Consider the following 16,033-nt stretch of genomic DNA (forward strand, 5'->3'; position numbering starts at 1 on the left):
CGCGTCACTGTAGGAACCCCACAGTGACCGGGGGAAGGCGCTGTCAGGGGCCGATTCCTCGCGGAGCACCCGGTACCGATAGGTTTTCGAGGTACCAGACCGCTATCGAAAGGGTGATCCGTTGAGCCGCTCGGTTCTCGTCACCGGAGGAAACCGGGGCATCGGCCTCGCCATCGCCCGCGCTTTCGCCGACAACGGCGACAAGGTCGCGATCACCTACCGTTCCGGAGAGCCGCCCGTGGCGCTCACCGAGGCCGGTGTTCTCGCGGTCCGTTGCGACATCACCGACAGCGAGCAGGTGGAGCAGGCCTACAAGGAGATCGAGGAGAAGCACGGCAGCGTGGAGGTGCTGGTCGCCAACGCCGGTATCACCAAGGACCAGTTGCTGATGCGGATGTCCGAGGACGACTTCACGTCCGTACTCGACACGAACCTCACCGGCACCTTCCGGGTCGTCAAGCGCGCCAACCGCGCCATGCTGCGCGCCAAGAAGGGCCGCGTCGTCCTCATCTCCTCCGTCGTCGGCCTCCTCGGCTCGGCCGGACAGGCCAACTACGCCGCGTCCAAGGCCGGTCTGGTCGGCTTCGCCAGGTCGCTGGCGCGCGAGCTCGGTTCGCGCAACATCACCTTCAACGTCGTCGCGCCCGGTTTCGTCGACACCGACATGACGCAGGCGCTCTCCGAGGAGCAGCGCAAGGGCATCGTGTCCCAGGTGCCGCTGGGCCGCTACGCGCAGCCCGACGAGATCGCCGCCGCGGTGCGCTTCCTCGCCTCCGACGACGCGTCGTACATCACTGGAGCCGTCATCCCCGTTGACGGCGGATTGGGCATGGGTCACTGATCACCATGAGCGGAATTCTCGACGGCAAGCGCATCCTCATCACCGGGGTGCTGATGGAGTCGTCCATCGCGTTCCACACCGCCAAGGTGGCCCAGGAGCAGGGCGCCGAAGTCATCCTGACCGCCTTCCCGCGGCCGACGCTGACCGAGCGCATCGCCAAGAAGCTGCCCAAGCCGGCCAAGGTCATCGAGCTGGACGTGACCAACGCCGAGCACCTGGACCGGCTCGCCGGTCTGGTGCGCGACGAGCTCGGCTCGCTGGACGGCGTCGTGCACTCCATCGGGTTCGCCCCGCAGGACGCCCTCGGCGGCAACTTCCTCAACACTCCGTTCGAGTCGGTCGCCACGGCGATGCACGTCTCGGCGTTCTCCCTGAAGTCGCTCGCCATGGCGTGCAAGCCGCTGATGAGCGAGGGCGGCTCGATCGTCGGCCTCACCTTCGACGCGCAGTTCGCCTGGCCGCAGTACGACTGGATGGGCCCGGCCAAGGCCGCGCTGGAGGCCACCTCCCGCTATCTCGCCCGTGACCTGGGGCCGGACGGCATCCGCTGCAACCTGATCTCGGCCGGACCGCTCGCCTCCATGGCCGCCAAGTCCATCCCGGGCTTCGGCGAGCTCGCCGACGTGTGGAACACCCGCGCGCCGCTGGCGTGGGACATGAAGGACCCGGAGCCGGCCGGCCGCGGCATCGTCGCGCTGCTCTCGGACTTCTTCCCGAGGACCACGGGCGAGATCATCCACGTCGACAGTGGCGTGCACATGATGGGTGCCTGACCCTCTCGCGCACCACGGCCGCGCACCGCCTCCTCCGGGGGTGGTGCGCGGCCGTTTCCCTTGCCCCGCCCGGCCTCCCGGCGTTCAGGTCGAAAAGCTGGTCGATCCACCGCAGAATGTGGAGGAACCGGACTTCTGGTCAGGCTGAGGGGAGGAGATCGCTGTGCGCGGCACTCGTCACCGAACCCGAACCCGATCCCTGCTGGTGGCCTCCGCCGTCGTCGCCGGGCTGCTGGTGCCCGTAGGCCTGTACGCGGCGGGGCACGTGGGAGCCGCGGGCGCGGGCGCGCCTCCCGCCCCGGACCCCGAGCCCTCCGGCGCCGAATGCCGTACGTCGGTGAAGGGCTCCCGGGTCGTCGCGTACTGCCACAACCCGTACCCCTCCGCCGACCGCGTCCAGCTGCACACCGAATGCGACCGCTGGTGGGACATCGACGCCGACTCCAGGCCGGTCGAGGTCCCCGCGGGCCGGACCGTACGGCTGGACGACCGCTGCTGGAAGGAAGTCCGCTCCGCCTGGGTCACCCACGCCACCGAGACGCACAAGGCCAAGGCCTCCTAGACGCGCGGCCCCGGCGGAGCCCCAGGGACAAGGCCTCGTGCCGGTACGGCGCGCCCGGCTCCTCCGGCACGCGGTGATCGGGCAGGCTGGCCCCGGCCAGGGCTCATCCCGACTGCCCTGCCGAGGAGCGGTCATGTACGAGTTACGGGCCCCGAGCCCTGCCCCGGTGCGCGCGTCGACGGAGCCGGCCCCCGGGTCCTCGCCGCGGCCGCTGCGCCGGCTGGCGGCCGTCGCGGCGGTCTGCGTCGCCGTCCAACTGGCATTCGTCGTACCGGGATCGGGCCTCGGGTGGGACGAGACCGTCTACGTCAGCCAGGCCGGGGGCGACGCCCCGGCCGCGTTCTTCAGCGCCCCGCGCGCCCGCGGCATCTCCTACCTGGTCGCTCCGGTCGCCGCCCTCAGCGCGTCCACGACCGTCCTGCGGATCTACCTCGCCGTCCTCTCGGCCGCCGCGCTCGTCGGAGCCTTCCGGGTCTGGCGCACCCTGGTGCCCGGCCGTGTCCTGGTCTGCGCGGGAGCCCTGTTCGCCACTCTCTGGCCGACCCTTTTCTACGGCTCCATGGCCATGCCGAACCTCTGGTGCGCGCTGGGTGCCCTGGCTGCCACCGGGTGGGTCGCGCGCGCCCCGCTGCGCGGGGCGGGACGGGCCGAGCTCCTCGGCGCGGGAGCGGCGGTCGCCGTCGTCGTCCTGATGAGGCCGGCCGACGGGGCGTGGCTCGCCCTGCCGTTGCTGCTGGTCACGGCGGTGCGGCCCCGGATGTTCGCCGCGCTGGCCATCGGGCTCCTCGCCGGCGCCGCACCATGGATCGTGGAGGCGTTCGCGCACTACGGGGGGCCGCTCACCCGACTGCACCGGGCCAGCGAGATCCAGGGCGGCCTGGGCTGGAACCTGGCGGTGGACGACCAGGCCAAGGCGCTGGAGGGGCGCACGCTCTGCCGCCCCTGCACCATTGCGTGGCAGCGGCCCGGCACGACGGTCTGGTGGGCACTGCTGCCGTTCCTGGCGGTGGGTGGGGCGATGGTCGCACGCCGGGCGGGCCGGGGCACGGCGATCCTCCTGGCGACGGGGACGGCGGTGTCCCTCGCCGTGCCGTACCTCTTCCTGATCGAGTACGCCGCCCCCCGCTTCCTGCTGCCCGCCTACGCACTGCTGTCCCTGCCGGTGGCGGAGTGCCTGGCGCGCCTGTACGCGTGGGCGCGCCGCCCCGCCGGACGGCCGGGGCGTACGGTCACGAGGCAGTGGCGCGTCGTCGTGCTCGCCGCCGTCCTTTCCGCCCACCTGGCCGTACAGCTCCAGGTGACCAGCCGGGTGTCCGCCAGCAGCAAGTCGACCACCGCGGACTTCGAGGCCGTAGCCGCCGCGCTCCACCGCGAGGGAATCCGGCCGCCCTGCGTGATCAGCGGCGACCAGGCGGTCCCGATCGCCTACTACGCGGGCTGCGCCTCACGGCAGACCGCCGGGCACGACGGGAGCATCACCCCCGCGGGTCTCAGGGAGAGCGCCCGGCGGATCCCGACCGCTGTTCTCGTCTCCGGCGGCGGCCGCCGACCGGCGTACGCCCCCTCGGGACCGCCCGTCTTCCTGGCGGAGACCCGGGACGCGGGTCCGTACACCGGCTATCTGTTCCCACCGCCGGACCGCCCCGGTCCGGGCCGTTCGGACTCCTGAGACGGCCCGGTGCCGGGAGGGAGGCGGTCAGTCGGGAAGAGGGACGCGGATCACCGGTGTGAACGGGCGTTTGTTGAAACCGGTGCGCAGATTGCGGCACTCCGGCGCGCCGCACATGAAGAACTCCTCGACGCTCCGGCGGCCTGTGTGGGCTCTGAGCCACACCTTTTCGTCGGTGGTGAGGGCGCGGTGCTGTTCGTCGGAATCGCAGGTGAAGCAGTACATCTGACGGGGCTGCACAGGACCTCCCGCGGCGGGCGGACAGACCGGACAGGGTGAAACGAACCGAGCGAACCGAAGCATAAGGGGATGTGACGGGAGAGGACAGGATGCGCGGAAGGGTTTTCCGCGATGCCTCCTCGCCCGGAGGGGCGGGAGACCGGACCGGCGCACGTGTGCCGGTCCGCCCACCTGACCCTTGGACGGACAGGTGCCGGGGCAGGGTCCTAGACCCGGTCCACCAGGCAGCTCAGCGCGTGGCTCGCGGCCTCCGCCGCGGCGGTCTCCGCGTCGCCGGCCCGGATCGCCTCGACGAGCCTGCTGTGGTCCATGTGGTTCTCCGGCCGAAGTTCATGGCCGATGTCGACCCGCAGATAGTCCCGCAGCAGATCACCCAGGTCGGCGTAGAGCCCGGTGAGCACCTCGTTGTGCGAGGCGGCGACCACGGCCAGATGCAGCGTCGCGTCCGCCGCCACGAACGCCTCGGCGTCCCCCGCCGCCCAGGTCTCCTCCCGGCGCCGCATGAGCGCGTCCAGCTGCTTCAGGTCCCGCTCGGTGCGCCGGCCGGCGGCCAGACGTGCCGCCGACGACTCCAGCGTCGAGCGCAGCTCGGCCACATGGCGCGGGTCGGCTGACGCGAACCGGCGGTGCATCACCCCGGCCAGCTCGCTGACGGCCACCACATAGGTGCCCGAACCCTGCCGGATGTCGAGCAGCCCGTTGTGCGCGAGCGCGCGCACCGCCTCGCGGACGGTGTTGCGGGCCACCCCCAGCTGCTCGACCAGCTCGGGCTCGGTGGGGATGCGCGAACCCACGGGCCACTCGCCCGACGTGATCTGGTTCCGCAGCTGGGCAATCACCTGGTCGGCGAGTGCCGAACGCCGCGGGGACGTCAGCGCCATGGTGCTCCTTGCTCGGGTGTGCGGCGGGCGGCGGTGGCCGCCGCCGTCTCGCGGAGGTATCCGAATCTTCTCAGAGGATTGGACAAGCAATCATCCCATGATTCTATGATGGCCCCATGCATGACGACGAAGCCGCACCCCGGACCCCCACCAGGACGCTGGACCCGGCCGCGCCCGCGGCCCCCCGCACCGAGACGCCCGCCCGGGCCGCCGGCCCCGCCCCGTGGGTGTTCCGCCTGGTCGCCGTCGGGCTCGTCCTCACCGCGCTCAACCTCCGCCCCGCCATCACCAGCCTCGGCGCCCTCCTCGAAGAGGTGCGCGACGGGCTGCACATGAGCGGCAGCGTCGCCGGCGTACTCACCTCCGTACCGCCGCTCTGCTTCGCGGTCTTCGGCATCATGGCCCCGCGCCTGGCCCGCCGCTTCGGACCGGGCGCCGTGGTCTGCGCGGGCATGGTCGCCATCACCGCGGGGCTGGTGATCAGGCCCCTCGTCGGCGGCACGGCAGGCTTCCTCGCCGCGAGCGCGCTCGCCCTCATGGGCATCGCCGTCAGCAACGTCCTGATGCCGGTGATCGTCAAGCGCTGGTTCCCGGACCGCGTCGGCTCCATGACCGGCCTCTACTCCATGGCCCTCGCCCTCGGCACCTCGCTGGCCGCGGCCGTGACCGTACCCATGACCGAGGCGATGGGCGGCAGTTGGAAGGCCGGCCTCGGCGTCTGGGCCGCGCTCGCCGCCGCCGCGATCCTGCCGTGGATCCCGCTCGTACGTGACCGCAGCGGCGCCGCCGGACATCCCGCGGCCCACCGGACCGAGGCCCCCGCGCTCCGGATCACCCGCAGCCGCACCGCCTGGGCCCTCGCCTGCTTCTTCGGCCTCCAGGCCACCGCCGCCTACATCACCATGGGGTGGATGCCCCAGATCTTCCGCGACGCCGGCGTCTCGGCCGGCACGGCGGGAGTCCTGCTCGCCCTCACCATGGCCATGGGCGTGCCGCTCGCCTTCGTCATCCCGAGGGTCGCCGCCCGGATGCGGAACCAGGGCCCGATCGTCGTCTTCCTCGGCGCCTGCGGCCTCGTCGGCTACGCGGGCCTCTACCTCGCCCCGTCCGGCGGGGCCTGGGCCTGGGCGCTGCTCCTCGGCATCTCGAACTGCGCCTTCCCGCTCGCCCTCACCATGATCGGCATGCGCTCCCGCAGCGGCGCCGGAGTGGTCCGGCTCTCCGCGTTCGCCCAGTCCACCGGCTACCTCATCTCGATCCCCGGCCCGCTCCTGGTCGGCGTGCTCTACCAGCACAGCGGCGGCTGGGGGCTGCCGATCGCCCTCATGGCGGCCCTCATGGTGCCGCAGATGGTGGCCGGCATCCTGGCCGGCCGGGACCGGACGATCGAGGACGAATGCTGAGATGCGAGACTGGGGCCATGTCTCCTGTGCTCGATCCGAATCCCCAGAACGGTCAGAAGAAGCTGCTCATGGTCTTCGGGGCCATGCTGCTGATCACGGTCGTCATCGGCGTGATCGCCTCCCTCGCCTCCCCGTGACGCACGGCCCCCGGCGCGAGGGTGGGGCTAGCCCCACCATCCCCTAGGGGGCCAGGGTCAGGGTGAAGTGGGTGGGTCACCGGATGGGAGCGGCGCCCCCGGATCCGTAGGTTCTGAGTATCGGAATCCAGCACCCACGGAGGCGGACATGCCGGCCCGTACGCACACCCGCTCCACCCGCCCGGACACCGCCGGTGTCGAGGTCCGGCTGCCGTGGTGGGCCGTCGCGCTGCCCGCCGTGGCCTTCGGTGCGCTCCTCCTCCTGATCGCCGGGCCGGGGCAGGCGCACGCCGCCACGGGTGATCCCGCGGTCGGCCGGTTGCTGGAGCGAATCGTGGCGCTGCTGACCCCCTGACGTCCGGAGCACGGGGCGGGGGAGCCCTCCAACACCCTGCGCCAGGTGGCACATTTCATGCGAAGCTGAGGTGTATGAGCGTCGATACACCTCGCAGGATCGTCCTTCTCAGGCACGCAAAGGCGGAATGGTCGCAGGACTCCGACCATGAGCGGCCGCTCGCGGAGCGCGGCCGCAAGGATGCCCCCGTGGCAGGCCGCAAACTCGCCGATTCCGGAATCGTCTTCGACCTGGCCCTCTGCTCGACCGCGGCCAGGACGCGCGAGACATGGAAGCTGGCCGTGCACGAGATGCCCGAGCGCCCCAGGACCGTGTACGAGGAGAGGCTCTACGAGGCCTCGCTCGGCGAGCTGATCGCTTTGATCAACGAGACGCCCGACGACGTCCGCGATCTGCTGGTCATCGGCCACAACCCGGGCATGCACGCCGTCGCCGACGCCCTGGCGGGCGGGACGCAGGGCGACGCCCTGGCCCGGATGACCCGCGGCGGCTTCCCGACCTCCGCGTTCGCCGTGGTCGAGGTTCCCGGCACCTGGAAGAGCGTCGAGCACGGCGTCGGCAAGCTCGTCGAGTACTGGACTCCGAACGACTGACCGCCCCGGCTCATGACAGGGCCCGGGTGCCTACGCCGTAGCGTGCGCACCCGGGCCCTGTCGCGTGCGCCGCTACTCGACGAGGCCGTCGGCGGCCTCGACCTCTTCGCGGGTGATGCCGAGCAGATAGAGCACGGTGTCCAGGAACGGCACGTTCACCGCGGTGTGTGCCGCCTCGCGGACCATCGGCTTGGCGTTGAAGGCGACCCCGAGCCCCGCGGTGTTCAGCATGTCCAGGTCGTTCGCCCCGTCACCGATCGCCACCGTCTGCGCCAGCGGCACCCCGGCCTCCGCGGCGAAGCTGCGCAGCAGCCGGGCCTTGCCCGCCCGGTCGACGATGTCCCCGGTCACCCGGCCGGTGAGTTTCCCGTCGACGACCTCCAGGGTGTTGGCAGAGGCGAAGTCGAGCCCGAGCCGCTCCTTGAGATCGTCCGTCACCTGCGTGAACCCGCCGGAGACGACGCCCACTTGGTAGCCGAGCCGCTTCAGCGTACGGATCAGGGTGCGGGCACCCGGCGTCAGCCGGACGTCGGCACGCACCTTCTCCACCACCGACACGTCGAGCCCCGCAAGCAGCGCCACCCGCGCGTGCAGCGACTGCTCGAAGTCGAGCTCGCCACGCATCGCCTGCTCGGTCACGGCGGCGACCTCGGCCTCGCAGCCGGCATGGGCCGCGAAGAGTTCGATGACCTCGTCCTGGATGAGTGTGGAGTCGACGTCCATCACGACGAGGCGCTGCGCCCGGCGGCTCAGCCCGGCCGAGACGACCGCCACGTCGACGCCGATCCCGGCGGCCTCGACGGCCAGCGCGGTGCGCAGCGCCTCGGTCCCGGTGCCCGACACCGCGAACTCGACGGCGGTGACCGGATACTTCGCCAGCCGGAAGACACGGTCGATGTTTCCGCCGGTCGACGTGATCGTGGCCGCTATGGCCGCGGTCGACTCCGCGGTCAGCGGATGCCCGAGCACCGTCACATGGGAACGGCCGTCGCCGCGCGGACGGTTGTCGCCCGTGCCGGAGATGATCTCGGCCTGCAGCTTCAGCGACTCGGCCCAGCTGTGCACGGTGGCCCGCAGGTCGCCTTCGGTGGTCCCGCCCGCGGTCGGGGCGGTGACCAGCGCGCACAGGACGATACGGCCACGGGTGACGACCTGCTCGATGTCGACGACATCGACCGAGTAGGCGGCGAGGGTGTCGAAGAGCCCGGCGGTGATGCCGGGCCGGTCCTTCCCGAAGATCTTTACCAGAAGGGTCGGCGTGTCCGCGTCCCGACGTGACTCAGGAGGCTCAGGGGACAGCGAGGACTGAGGGGGCTGAGATGCGCTCATGGTGCTCCCACCGTATCGGTCCGCGGTACGCCCCCGACGGCCCGTCCCGAGGGCCGGACAGCCGGCCCGGTGCCGGGGATATTCCTCTTCGACGCGGTCTGCGACGTCCTGCCGGCTCTTGCGGTGATAGCCGGTGGTTTGGTCCGGGTCGTTCGCAACGGTGCGGTCTCGGTTCGGTCAACCTCCCGCCCGGCTTTCGCATCGGGGACTGCTCCTGGAATAGTTCCCCACGATGTTCAGCATCCCTAGACTCCCTGCAACGGGGGTAATTCGGGGGACAACTAGTGGGGCGCGGAGTGCCGGAACTCGTACTGGAATTGAATGGCAGGACCTGGACGCTCGATCCGTCCAGGTCGTACACCCTCGGGCGTGATCCGCAGGGCGACATGACGATCGACGACGCCAGAGTGTCGTGGCGGCACGCCACGATCAGCTGGAGCGGGCGCGGTTGGTTCATCGAGGACCACGGCAGTACCAACGGCACGTATGTGCAGGGCCAGCGGATCCACCAGATGGAGATCGGGCCCGGCTCCACCGTGAACCTGGGCAACGCCACCGACGGCCCCCGGCTGAGCCTCAGCGGCGCCGACGCGTACAGCGGGCAGGCGGCCGCGGGTGCCCAGGCCCCGGCCCAGCAGCCGCAGCAGGCGCCGCAGCAGCAGCCGTACCCGGGACCGCACCAGCCGGGACCGGGCGGGCAGCAGCCGCCGGCCCAGCAGCAGGCCTGGCCGCAGCAGCCCCATGTACCGCAGCAGCAGGGCATGGCACCGGCACCTCACGCCGGCGGCCCGGGCGGCGCGGCGGGGGCGCCGCCCGTGTACGGCGACCGCAGCCCGACCACGTTCCACCAGCTGGCGCTCGGCCGGGTGATGCGGATCGGCCGTGCGCTGGAGAACGAGCTGGTCGTCTCCGACCTCCAGGTCTCGCGCCACCACGCAGAGTTCCACGCGACGCCCGACGGCCGGTTCGAGATCCGCGACCTCGGCTCCCACAACGGCACGTACGTCAACGGCCAGCCGCTCTCGAAGTCCGGCTCCGCGCTCATCGGCCCGAACGACATCGTCGGCGTCGGTCACTCGACCTTCCGGCTGGTCGGCGACCGGCTCGAGGAGTTCGTCGACACCGGTGAGGTCTCCTTCGCCGCCCGCCACCTCACGGTGACGGTCGACGGCGGGAAGCAGATCCTCAAGGACGTCTCGTTCGGTGTCCCGGAGAAGTCGCTGATCGGAGTCATCGGCCCGTCCGGCTCCGGGAAGTCCACCCTGCTCAAGGCGCTCACCGGCTACCGGCCCGCCAACCAGGGCGACGTCCTCTACGACAACCGGAACCTCTACAAGCAGTTCGCCGAGCTGCGCCAGCGCATCGGTCTGGTCCCGCAGGACGACATCCTGCACAAGGAACTGACCGTTACCCGGGCCCTCAAGTACGCCGCCAAGCTCCGCTTCCCCGCGGACACCACGGAGGCCGAGCGCCAGGCCCGGATCCACGAGGTCCTCGCCGAGCTCAAGCTCGACATCCACAAGGACAAGAAGGTCACCTCGCTCTCCGGCGGCCAGCGCAAGCGCGTCTCCGTGGCCCTGGAGCTGCTGACCAAGCCCTCGCTGATCTTCCTGGACGAGCCGACCTCCGGCCTCGACCCGGGCATGGACCGCGATGTCATGCAGCTGCTGCGCGGCCTGGCCGACGACGGCCGTACCGTCCTCGTCGTCACGCACTCGGTCGCCGAGCTGGCCATCTGCGACAAGCTCCTGGTGATGGCGCCGGGCGGTTCCGTCGCCTACTTCGGCCCGCCGGAGGAAGCGCTCAACTTCTTCGGCTACAGCACCTGGGCCGATGTCTTCTCCGCGTTCGAGAACTACCGCGACTACGACTGGTCGGGCCGCTGGCGCGGCTCGCAGCACTACCAGATGTACGCCGCGGACATCGACGCCGTCGCCGCTCAGCCCGTGCACATGCCGCCGCACCAGCAGATGCGCCCGCCGAAGCCGCAGGGCTGGATGACCCAGCTGTGGACGCTGATGCGCCGCTACGTCTCGGTGATCGCGTCCGACAAGGGCTTCATGGGCCTGATGGTGATCCTGCCGGCGGTGCTCGGCATCGTCAGCGTGGTCATCCCCGCCGACTTCGGCCTCGCCCCGCCGAAGCCGCCGTCCCGGTTCAACGGCGACGCCGGCACGATCATGCTGATCCTGGTGATCGGGATGACCTTCTCCGCCGCGGCCAACTCCGTACGAGAGCTGATCAAGGAACGGGTCATCTACGAACGGGAACGGGCCACCGGCCTCTCCCGCTCGGCCTACCTGATGTCCAAGGTGATCGTGCTCGGCGTGATCACGGCCATCCAGGGCGTCATCATCTGCGGCATCGGCTTCGCCACCCGCGATCTGCCGGCGGAGGGCCTGATCATGCCGCCCGCCGTGGAACTCTGCGTGACGATCATCGCGCTCGGCTTCACCTCGATGATGTTCGGCCTGGTGATCTCCTCGCTGGTGAAGACCTCCGAGAAGACCATGCCGCTGCTGGTCATGTTCGCGATCGTCCAGGTCGTCTTCACCGGCATCCTGTTCCAGGTGTACGGATCGCCCGGCCTGGAGCAGTTCGCCTGGCTGATGCCGTCCCGCTGGGCCATCGCGGGCGCGGGCTCGACGCTCGACCTCGCCCACCTGATGCCGCCGTGGGACCAGAAGAACCCCACGGACCTGGACCCGCTGTGGGAGCACTCGGCCGGACAGTGGGGGATGAACGTCGCGGTGCTGCTGGTCCTCGGCATCATCTGCGGGGTGGCGGTCGCGCGACTGCTGCGCCGCCACGAGCCCGAGGTCATGCGCAAGTAGCAGGCCGCTCCCGTGCACAGCACGACGCCGAAGGGCGGCACCCCGCGGGGTGCCGCCCTTCGGCGTCGTTCAGTAACTGCTCAGTACGCGCTGTCGACGTTGTCGATCGAGCCGTACTTGTCTGCGGCGTAGTTGGCCGCGGCGGTCAGGTTGGCGACCGGGTCGTACTGGGTGTGGGGGGTACCACTGACGTGGTAGTAGTCGAAGGTCGGCTTGATGATCTGCAGCAGACCGATCGACGGCACGCCGTTCTGGGCGTTGACGTCCCAGTCGTTGATGGCGTTCGGGTTGCCGCTGGACTCACGGATGATGTTGCGGTGCAGCCCCTCGTACGTGCCCGGGATGCCCTTCTCCTTCATGATGGACAAGGACTCCTTGATCCAGCCGTCCAGGTTGTTCGCGTACACGGGGGCACGGGACTCGGAGCGGCTGGCAGCGTGCGAGCTGCGCTTCTCGGCGGCCTTCTTGGCCTTCCACTTCGCGGCGGCCTTCTCCTTCGCCTTCTTGGCGTCGGCCTTGGCGACGGCGTCGACCTTCGCCTGTACGGCGGCGGCCTTCTTGGCCTTCGCGGCGTCGGAGGCCTTCACCAGCTGCTCGGCGGTGGAGTGCTGCTCGAGGATGCTGTTCTGGATGGTGCGGGCCTGCGGGGCGCCGGCGTCGGAACCGAAGACGACGGGGCTTGCGGAGAGTGCCTGAGGCTCGGTCTCGGCCTCGGCGTTACCGGGCACCAGGGACAAGGAGAGGGCCGCGGCGGCGACGGCGGAGATGCCGGCGGCGGAGAGCTTCTGGGTCTTGTTCAGGCGGCGGAGACGGCCGGGAATGCTGGACGCGGACATACAGGCGTACCTCTTCGAATCGCGGAAGGTCCTCACGGAGGACGAAGACGGGAGGCGACTTCGCTTCTCCGTCGGGGACGAGTGCAATTGTTAGCGGCAGCAAAACGGCGTGGCAAAGGTGTGACGTACGAAGTCGGGTAGTGGAACAGGGCGCCGTTTGGGGCCATTGATCCCTGCCCATGACCACCTAAATCGCCCTTTTCGCTCCACTAGGGGGCTTCGTAAGTGACGTGGGTCCTATGCGTGGCCTCACATCGGGCGGGTAACAAAATCACCGTCCGTTGCTCCAGCAATGCGGAATGTTAGATTCCGGGAGGGGTGGAACGACCGGGCCGCTCCTGGGGGCGCCCCCGGCCCCCGCGCGCAGCGGCTCGGCTCCTGGTCCTAGTCCCAGCGCCCCGGTCAGGGCCGTCCACAGGCCGATACGGGGCGGGCGGGCCCGCCGGTACCGTGAGGCCATGAGCCATCGCCCACCGTCGGGCCTCGCTGCGGTGAGTGCCGCGCTGCTAGCCATGAGCCGGCACCTCGAAATGCGGGACGTCCTGAAGACGATCGTCGCGTCGGCCCGCGAACTGCTGGACGCCGAATACGCGGCCCTCGGGGTCCCCGACGACCACGGGGGCTTCGCCCAGTTCGTCGTCGACGGCGTCAGCGACGAACAGTGGAAGGCCATCGGCCCGCTCCCGCGGCAGCACGGCATCCTCGCCGCGATGCTCCACGAGGCGAAGCCCGAGCGCCTGGCCGATGTCCGCAAGGACCCGCGCTTCGAGGGCTGGCCGGCCGCCCACCCCGACATGTCCGACTTCCTCGGGCTGCCGATCAGGGACGGCGACGACATCATCGGCGCGCTCTTCCTCGCCAACAAGCGCTGCCCGAAGCCCGAGGGCACCTGCGGATTCACCGCGGAGGACGAGGAACTGCTGGGGATCCTCGCCCAGCACGCCGCGATCGCCCTCACGAACGCCCGGCTGTACGAGCGCAGCCGCGAGCTGACCATCGCCGAGGAACGCTCCCGGCTCGCCCACGAGCTGCACGACGCGGTCAGCCAGAAGCTCTTCTCCCTCCGGCTCACCGCCCAGGCCGCCGCGGCCCTGGTCGACCGCGACCCGGCCCGCGCCAAGGGCGAGCTCCAGCAGGTCGCCGCCCTGGCGGCCGAGGCCGTGGACGAACTGCGTGCCGCCGTCGTCGAGCTGCGCCCGGCGGGCCTCGACGAGGACGGCCTCGTCGCCACCCTCCGGACCCAGATCCAGGTCCTGGACCGCGCCCACACCGCCCGCGTCACCTTCGCGAGCGCGGCGGCACGGGCGCTGCCCGCCGCCCAGGAGGAGGCGCTGCTCAGGGTCTCCCAGGAGGCCCTGCACAACGCGCTGCGCCACTCCGGGGCCGGACACGTCGACGTCACCCTCAGCCGCCGCGACGGCTCCACGGTGCTGCGGATCTCGGACGACGGCCACGGCTTCGATCCGGCGGCCACCCGCAGGGCGGGCAGGCACCTGGGCCTCGTCTCGATGCGGGACCGCGCCGACGGCGTCGGCGGCAAGCTCACCGTTGAATCGGCGCCCGGCAAGGGCACCACGATCGAGATGGAGGTGCCCGGTGGCTGACAGGCTCATCAGGGTGCTGCTGGTCGACGACCACCAGGTGGTCCGCCGCGGTCTGCGCACGTTCCTGGAGATCCAGGACGACATAGAGGTCGTCGGCGAGGCGGCCGACGGAGCCGAAGGGGTGGCCAGGACGGAGGAGCTGCGGCCCGACGTGGTGCTGATGGACATCAAGATGCCGGGCACCGACGGCATCGAGGCCCTGCGCAGGCTCCGCGAGCTGGAGAACCCGGCCAAGGTCCTGATCGTCACCAGCTTCACCGAACAGCGCACCGTCGTGCCCGCCCTGCGCGCCGGTGCCTCCGGCTACGTGTACAAGGACGTCGACCCGGACGCACTGGCCGGCGCCATCCGCTCGGTGTACGCGGGCCACGTCCTGCTCCAGCCCGAAGTTGCCGGTGCGCTGCTGGCCCAGGACGACCCGGGCAGTGGCACGGGCCGGGGGAGCACCCTCACCGAGCGGGAGCGGGAGGTTCTGGGGCTGATCGCCGACGGCCGGTCGAACCGGGAGATCGCGCGGGCCCTGGTGCTCTCGGAGAAGACCGTCAAGACGCACGTCTCGAACATCCTCATGAAGCTGGACCTCTCCGACCGCACCCAGGCGGCACTCTGGGCCGTCCGGCACGGGGCTGCGGGCTGACCGGGCAACCGAAACAGCTGACCGAATCCTGGCGTCACCCTCCGGGCCCGGGCTTCACACTCCCGTGTGTACGTCACCCGAACGGCGCATCCTCTTCCGGCCCGGCGCGTTCTTCATGGCGTGCTGCGGCGGCTGGCCGCAGCGACGCTAGGAGGATCCTGAAGTGAAGAACCTGAAGAAGGCTGCTGCCGTCACCATGATCGCCGGTGGCATCATCGCCGCCGGTGCCGGCGCGGCCTCCGCCACCGGTCACAGCGGTGCCGGCGCCCACGGTGTCGCGGCCCACTCCCCGGGTGTGGCCAGCGGCAACCTCGTCCAGGTCCCGGTCCACGTCCCGGTGAACGTGGTCGGCAACACCGTCAACGTGATCGGCCTGCTCAACCCGGCCTTCGGCAACTTCGGCCTGAACGGCTGACGCGCCGCACCCACGGCGACGCCGCCGTCCGGTCCCACGCGGGACGGGCGGCGGCATCACGCCGTCCGGCCCCGTACGCCTACCGCGCCCGCTCCTCCACATACGCGTTGTACGCCGCCACCTGCGCCCGCCGGGCCACTCGTTCCACCGGCCGCAGCGCCTCCCCCCGCGCCGCCATCTCCGACGCGCTCACCGCGCCGCCGTGCCCGTTCTCCTGCGCCACCGAGACCAGCAGCCCGACCCGCTGCGCCAGCTCCAGCACCCGTACCGCCCGCGGTGGATACCCCGGGGCGAGCACCTCACGCCCCCGCTCCGCCCGCGCCCGGTACGCGTCCACCGCCGCCTCGGCCACCGGCCCCGACCCGGCCACATCGAGCCGTGACAGCAGCGCCGTCGCATCCCGCAACGCCTCGGCGAGCTCCCGTTCCGCCTCGCCCAGAGACGGCACATCGGCCGGCGGAGCCTCGCGTACCGCCAGGCACTGCCACACCACATCCACGTGGAGGTCCCCGACGGGCCCCGCCTTCCGTACCTCGGGCACCAGGCCGTACGGCGCACCGAAGGTGACCACGGCCTCCTCGGCCTCCAGCGCCCGGGCGTTGAAGTCCGCCGGGCCGCTGAGGCCCAGCAGGTGCCCGGGAACCGGCAGCGCGACCCGGAAGCCCGTCACCCCCAGCCCGCGCAGCCGCCCCAGGGCGAGCGTGAGACCGACCGGTCCCGCCTCACCCGGCAGCCCCTCGACGCGGTGCACCGCGTCCTGTCCGACAATGGCGAGCGCCGCGTCGTCCGGCGACACGAGCCCGGCCAGCAACGCGTTGCCCCAAGCGGCCAGCAGCCCTGAGCGTGGTTCCGAAAGCATGGGACCACCCTAGGGAACGGACCGGGGCCCTGTCCCCACCCTCCCGCGACCCGCCTCCGGCCCCA

Annotated in this window: 17 protein-coding genes; 12 read left to right on the top strand and 5 right to left on the bottom strand. The window is 71.1% G+C overall.

All coding sequences use genetic code 11. The features are described 5' to 3' along the window. The first annotated feature begins 121 nt into the window (after positions 1-121). The 4 genes from fabG (at position 122) to OG959_RS30895 (ending at position 3,845) form a co-directional block, all read left to right on the top strand. Positions 122-841 (top strand): 3-oxoacyl-[acyl-carrier-protein] reductase, encoded by a 720-nt coding sequence (fabG, locus tag OG959_RS30880; protein WP_326663767.1) that lies wholly within the window; start codon positions 122-124, stop codon positions 839-841. Between the two features lie 5 nt (positions 842-846). Next, positions 847-1,614: an enoyl-ACP reductase FabI gene (gene fabI, locus OG959_RS30885; RefSeq protein WP_326663769.1), complete on the top strand. Its 768-nt coding sequence runs from the start codon at positions 847-849 to the stop codon at positions 1,612-1,614. Positions 1,615-1,777: 163 nt separating this feature from the next. Next, positions 1,778-2,176: a hypothetical protein gene (locus OG959_RS30890; RefSeq protein ID WP_326663771.1), complete on the top strand. Its 399-nt coding sequence runs from the start codon at positions 1,778-1,780 to the stop codon at positions 2,174-2,176. 133 nt (positions 2,177-2,309) lie between these two features. Beyond that, the gene (locus tag OG959_RS30895; RefSeq protein WP_326663772.1) at positions 2,310-3,845 is read left to right on the top strand and encodes a hypothetical protein; all 1,536 of its coding nucleotides are present in this window, start codon (positions 2,310-2,312) and stop codon (positions 3,843-3,845) included. Between the two features lie 27 nt (positions 3,846-3,872). On the opposite strand, the gene OG959_RS30900 is transcribed toward OG959_RS30895, so the two are convergent. Both OG959_RS30900 and OG959_RS30905 read right to left on the bottom strand, forming a co-directional pair. Next, a complete protein-coding gene (locus OG959_RS30900) occupies positions 3,873-4,085 on the bottom strand; it encodes a hypothetical protein (protein ID WP_326663774.1) in 213 nt (70 codons plus the stop codon). A gap of 206 nt (positions 4,086-4,291) precedes the next feature. Then, positions 4,292-4,966 (bottom strand): FadR/GntR family transcriptional regulator, encoded by a 675-nt coding sequence (locus tag OG959_RS30905; protein ID WP_219574525.1) that lies wholly within the window; start codon positions 4,964-4,966, stop codon positions 4,292-4,294. Between the two features lie 116 nt (positions 4,967-5,082). Between OG959_RS30905 and OG959_RS30910 the strand changes: the two genes are divergently transcribed. From OG959_RS30910 to OG959_RS30925, 4 genes are all read left to right on the top strand, one after another. After that, positions 5,083-6,369 carry a CynX/NimT family MFS transporter gene (locus OG959_RS30910; RefSeq protein ID WP_326663779.1) on the top strand — a complete coding sequence of 429 codons (1,287 nt, stop codon included), beginning with the start codon at positions 5,083-5,085 and terminating at the stop codon, positions 6,367-6,369. Between the two features lie 26 nt (positions 6,370-6,395). Continuing rightward, positions 6,396-6,506 (top strand): SGM_5486 family transporter-associated protein, encoded by a 111-nt coding sequence (locus tag OG959_RS30915; RefSeq protein WP_261991352.1) that lies wholly within the window; start codon positions 6,396-6,398, stop codon positions 6,504-6,506. A 148-nt stretch (positions 6,507-6,654) separates the two neighbouring features. After that, entirely contained in the window at positions 6,655-6,861 is a 207-nt protein-coding gene (locus OG959_RS30920; protein WP_326663781.1) for a hypothetical protein, read from the top strand. Between the two features lie 74 nt (positions 6,862-6,935). After that, on the top strand, positions 6,936-7,454 hold the full coding sequence (locus OG959_RS30925) for a SixA phosphatase family protein (RefSeq protein ID WP_326663783.1): 519 nt from the start codon (positions 6,936-6,938) through the stop codon (positions 7,452-7,454). Between the two features lie 72 nt (positions 7,455-7,526). On the opposite strand, the gene serB is transcribed toward OG959_RS30925, so the two are convergent. Continuing rightward, the gene (serB, locus tag OG959_RS30930) at positions 7,527-8,783 is read right to left on the bottom strand and encodes a phosphoserine phosphatase SerB (RefSeq protein WP_326663785.1); all 1,257 of its coding nucleotides are present in this window, start codon (positions 8,781-8,783) and stop codon (positions 7,527-7,529) included. A gap of 284 nt (positions 8,784-9,067) precedes the next feature. Between serB and OG959_RS30935 the strand changes: the two genes are divergently transcribed. Beyond that, positions 9,068-11,617 carry an ABC transporter ATP-binding protein/permease gene (locus OG959_RS30935; RefSeq protein ID WP_326663787.1) on the top strand — a complete coding sequence of 850 codons (2,550 nt, stop codon included), beginning with the start codon at positions 9,068-9,070 and terminating at the stop codon, positions 11,615-11,617. Between the two features lie 80 nt (positions 11,618-11,697). On the opposite strand, the gene OG959_RS30940 is transcribed toward OG959_RS30935, so the two are convergent. Then, complete coding sequence (locus tag OG959_RS30940; RefSeq protein WP_326663789.1) at positions 11,698-12,453, bottom strand: transglycosylase SLT domain-containing protein; 756 nt, start codon at positions 12,451-12,453, stop codon at positions 11,698-11,700. Positions 12,454-12,911: 458 nt separating this feature from the next. Between OG959_RS30940 and OG959_RS30945 the strand changes: the two genes are divergently transcribed. The 3 genes from OG959_RS30945 to OG959_RS30955 all read left to right on the top strand — a co-directional run bounded on the left by OG959_RS30945 (position 12,912) and on the right by OG959_RS30955 (position 15,109). Then, entirely contained in the window at positions 12,912-14,057 is a 1,146-nt protein-coding gene (locus OG959_RS30945) for a GAF domain-containing sensor histidine kinase (protein ID WP_326663791.1), read from the top strand. Next, a complete protein-coding gene (locus OG959_RS30950) occupies positions 14,050-14,694 on the top strand; it encodes a response regulator (RefSeq protein ID WP_219572716.1) in 645 nt (214 codons plus the stop codon). The genes OG959_RS30945 and OG959_RS30950 overlap by 8 nt, the downstream gene beginning before the upstream one ends. Positions 14,695-14,857: 163 nt before the next feature. After that, entirely contained in the window at positions 14,858-15,109 is a 252-nt protein-coding gene (locus OG959_RS30955; protein ID WP_219572718.1) for a chaplin family protein, read from the top strand. A 79-nt stretch (positions 15,110-15,188) separates the two neighbouring features. Here the strand turns inward: OG959_RS30955 and OG959_RS30960 are convergent, their stop codons facing one another. Further along, positions 15,189-15,968: a hypothetical protein gene (locus OG959_RS30960; protein ID WP_326663795.1), complete on the bottom strand. Its 780-nt coding sequence runs from the start codon at positions 15,966-15,968 to the stop codon at positions 15,189-15,191. Positions 15,969-16,033 lie beyond the last annotated feature (65 nt).

Source organism: Streptomyces sp. NBC_00385, assembly GCF_035917155.1.
In the GTDB taxonomy this organism is placed as follows: domain Bacteria; phylum Actinomycetota; class Actinomycetes; order Streptomycetales; family Streptomycetaceae; genus Streptomyces; species Streptomyces poriferorum.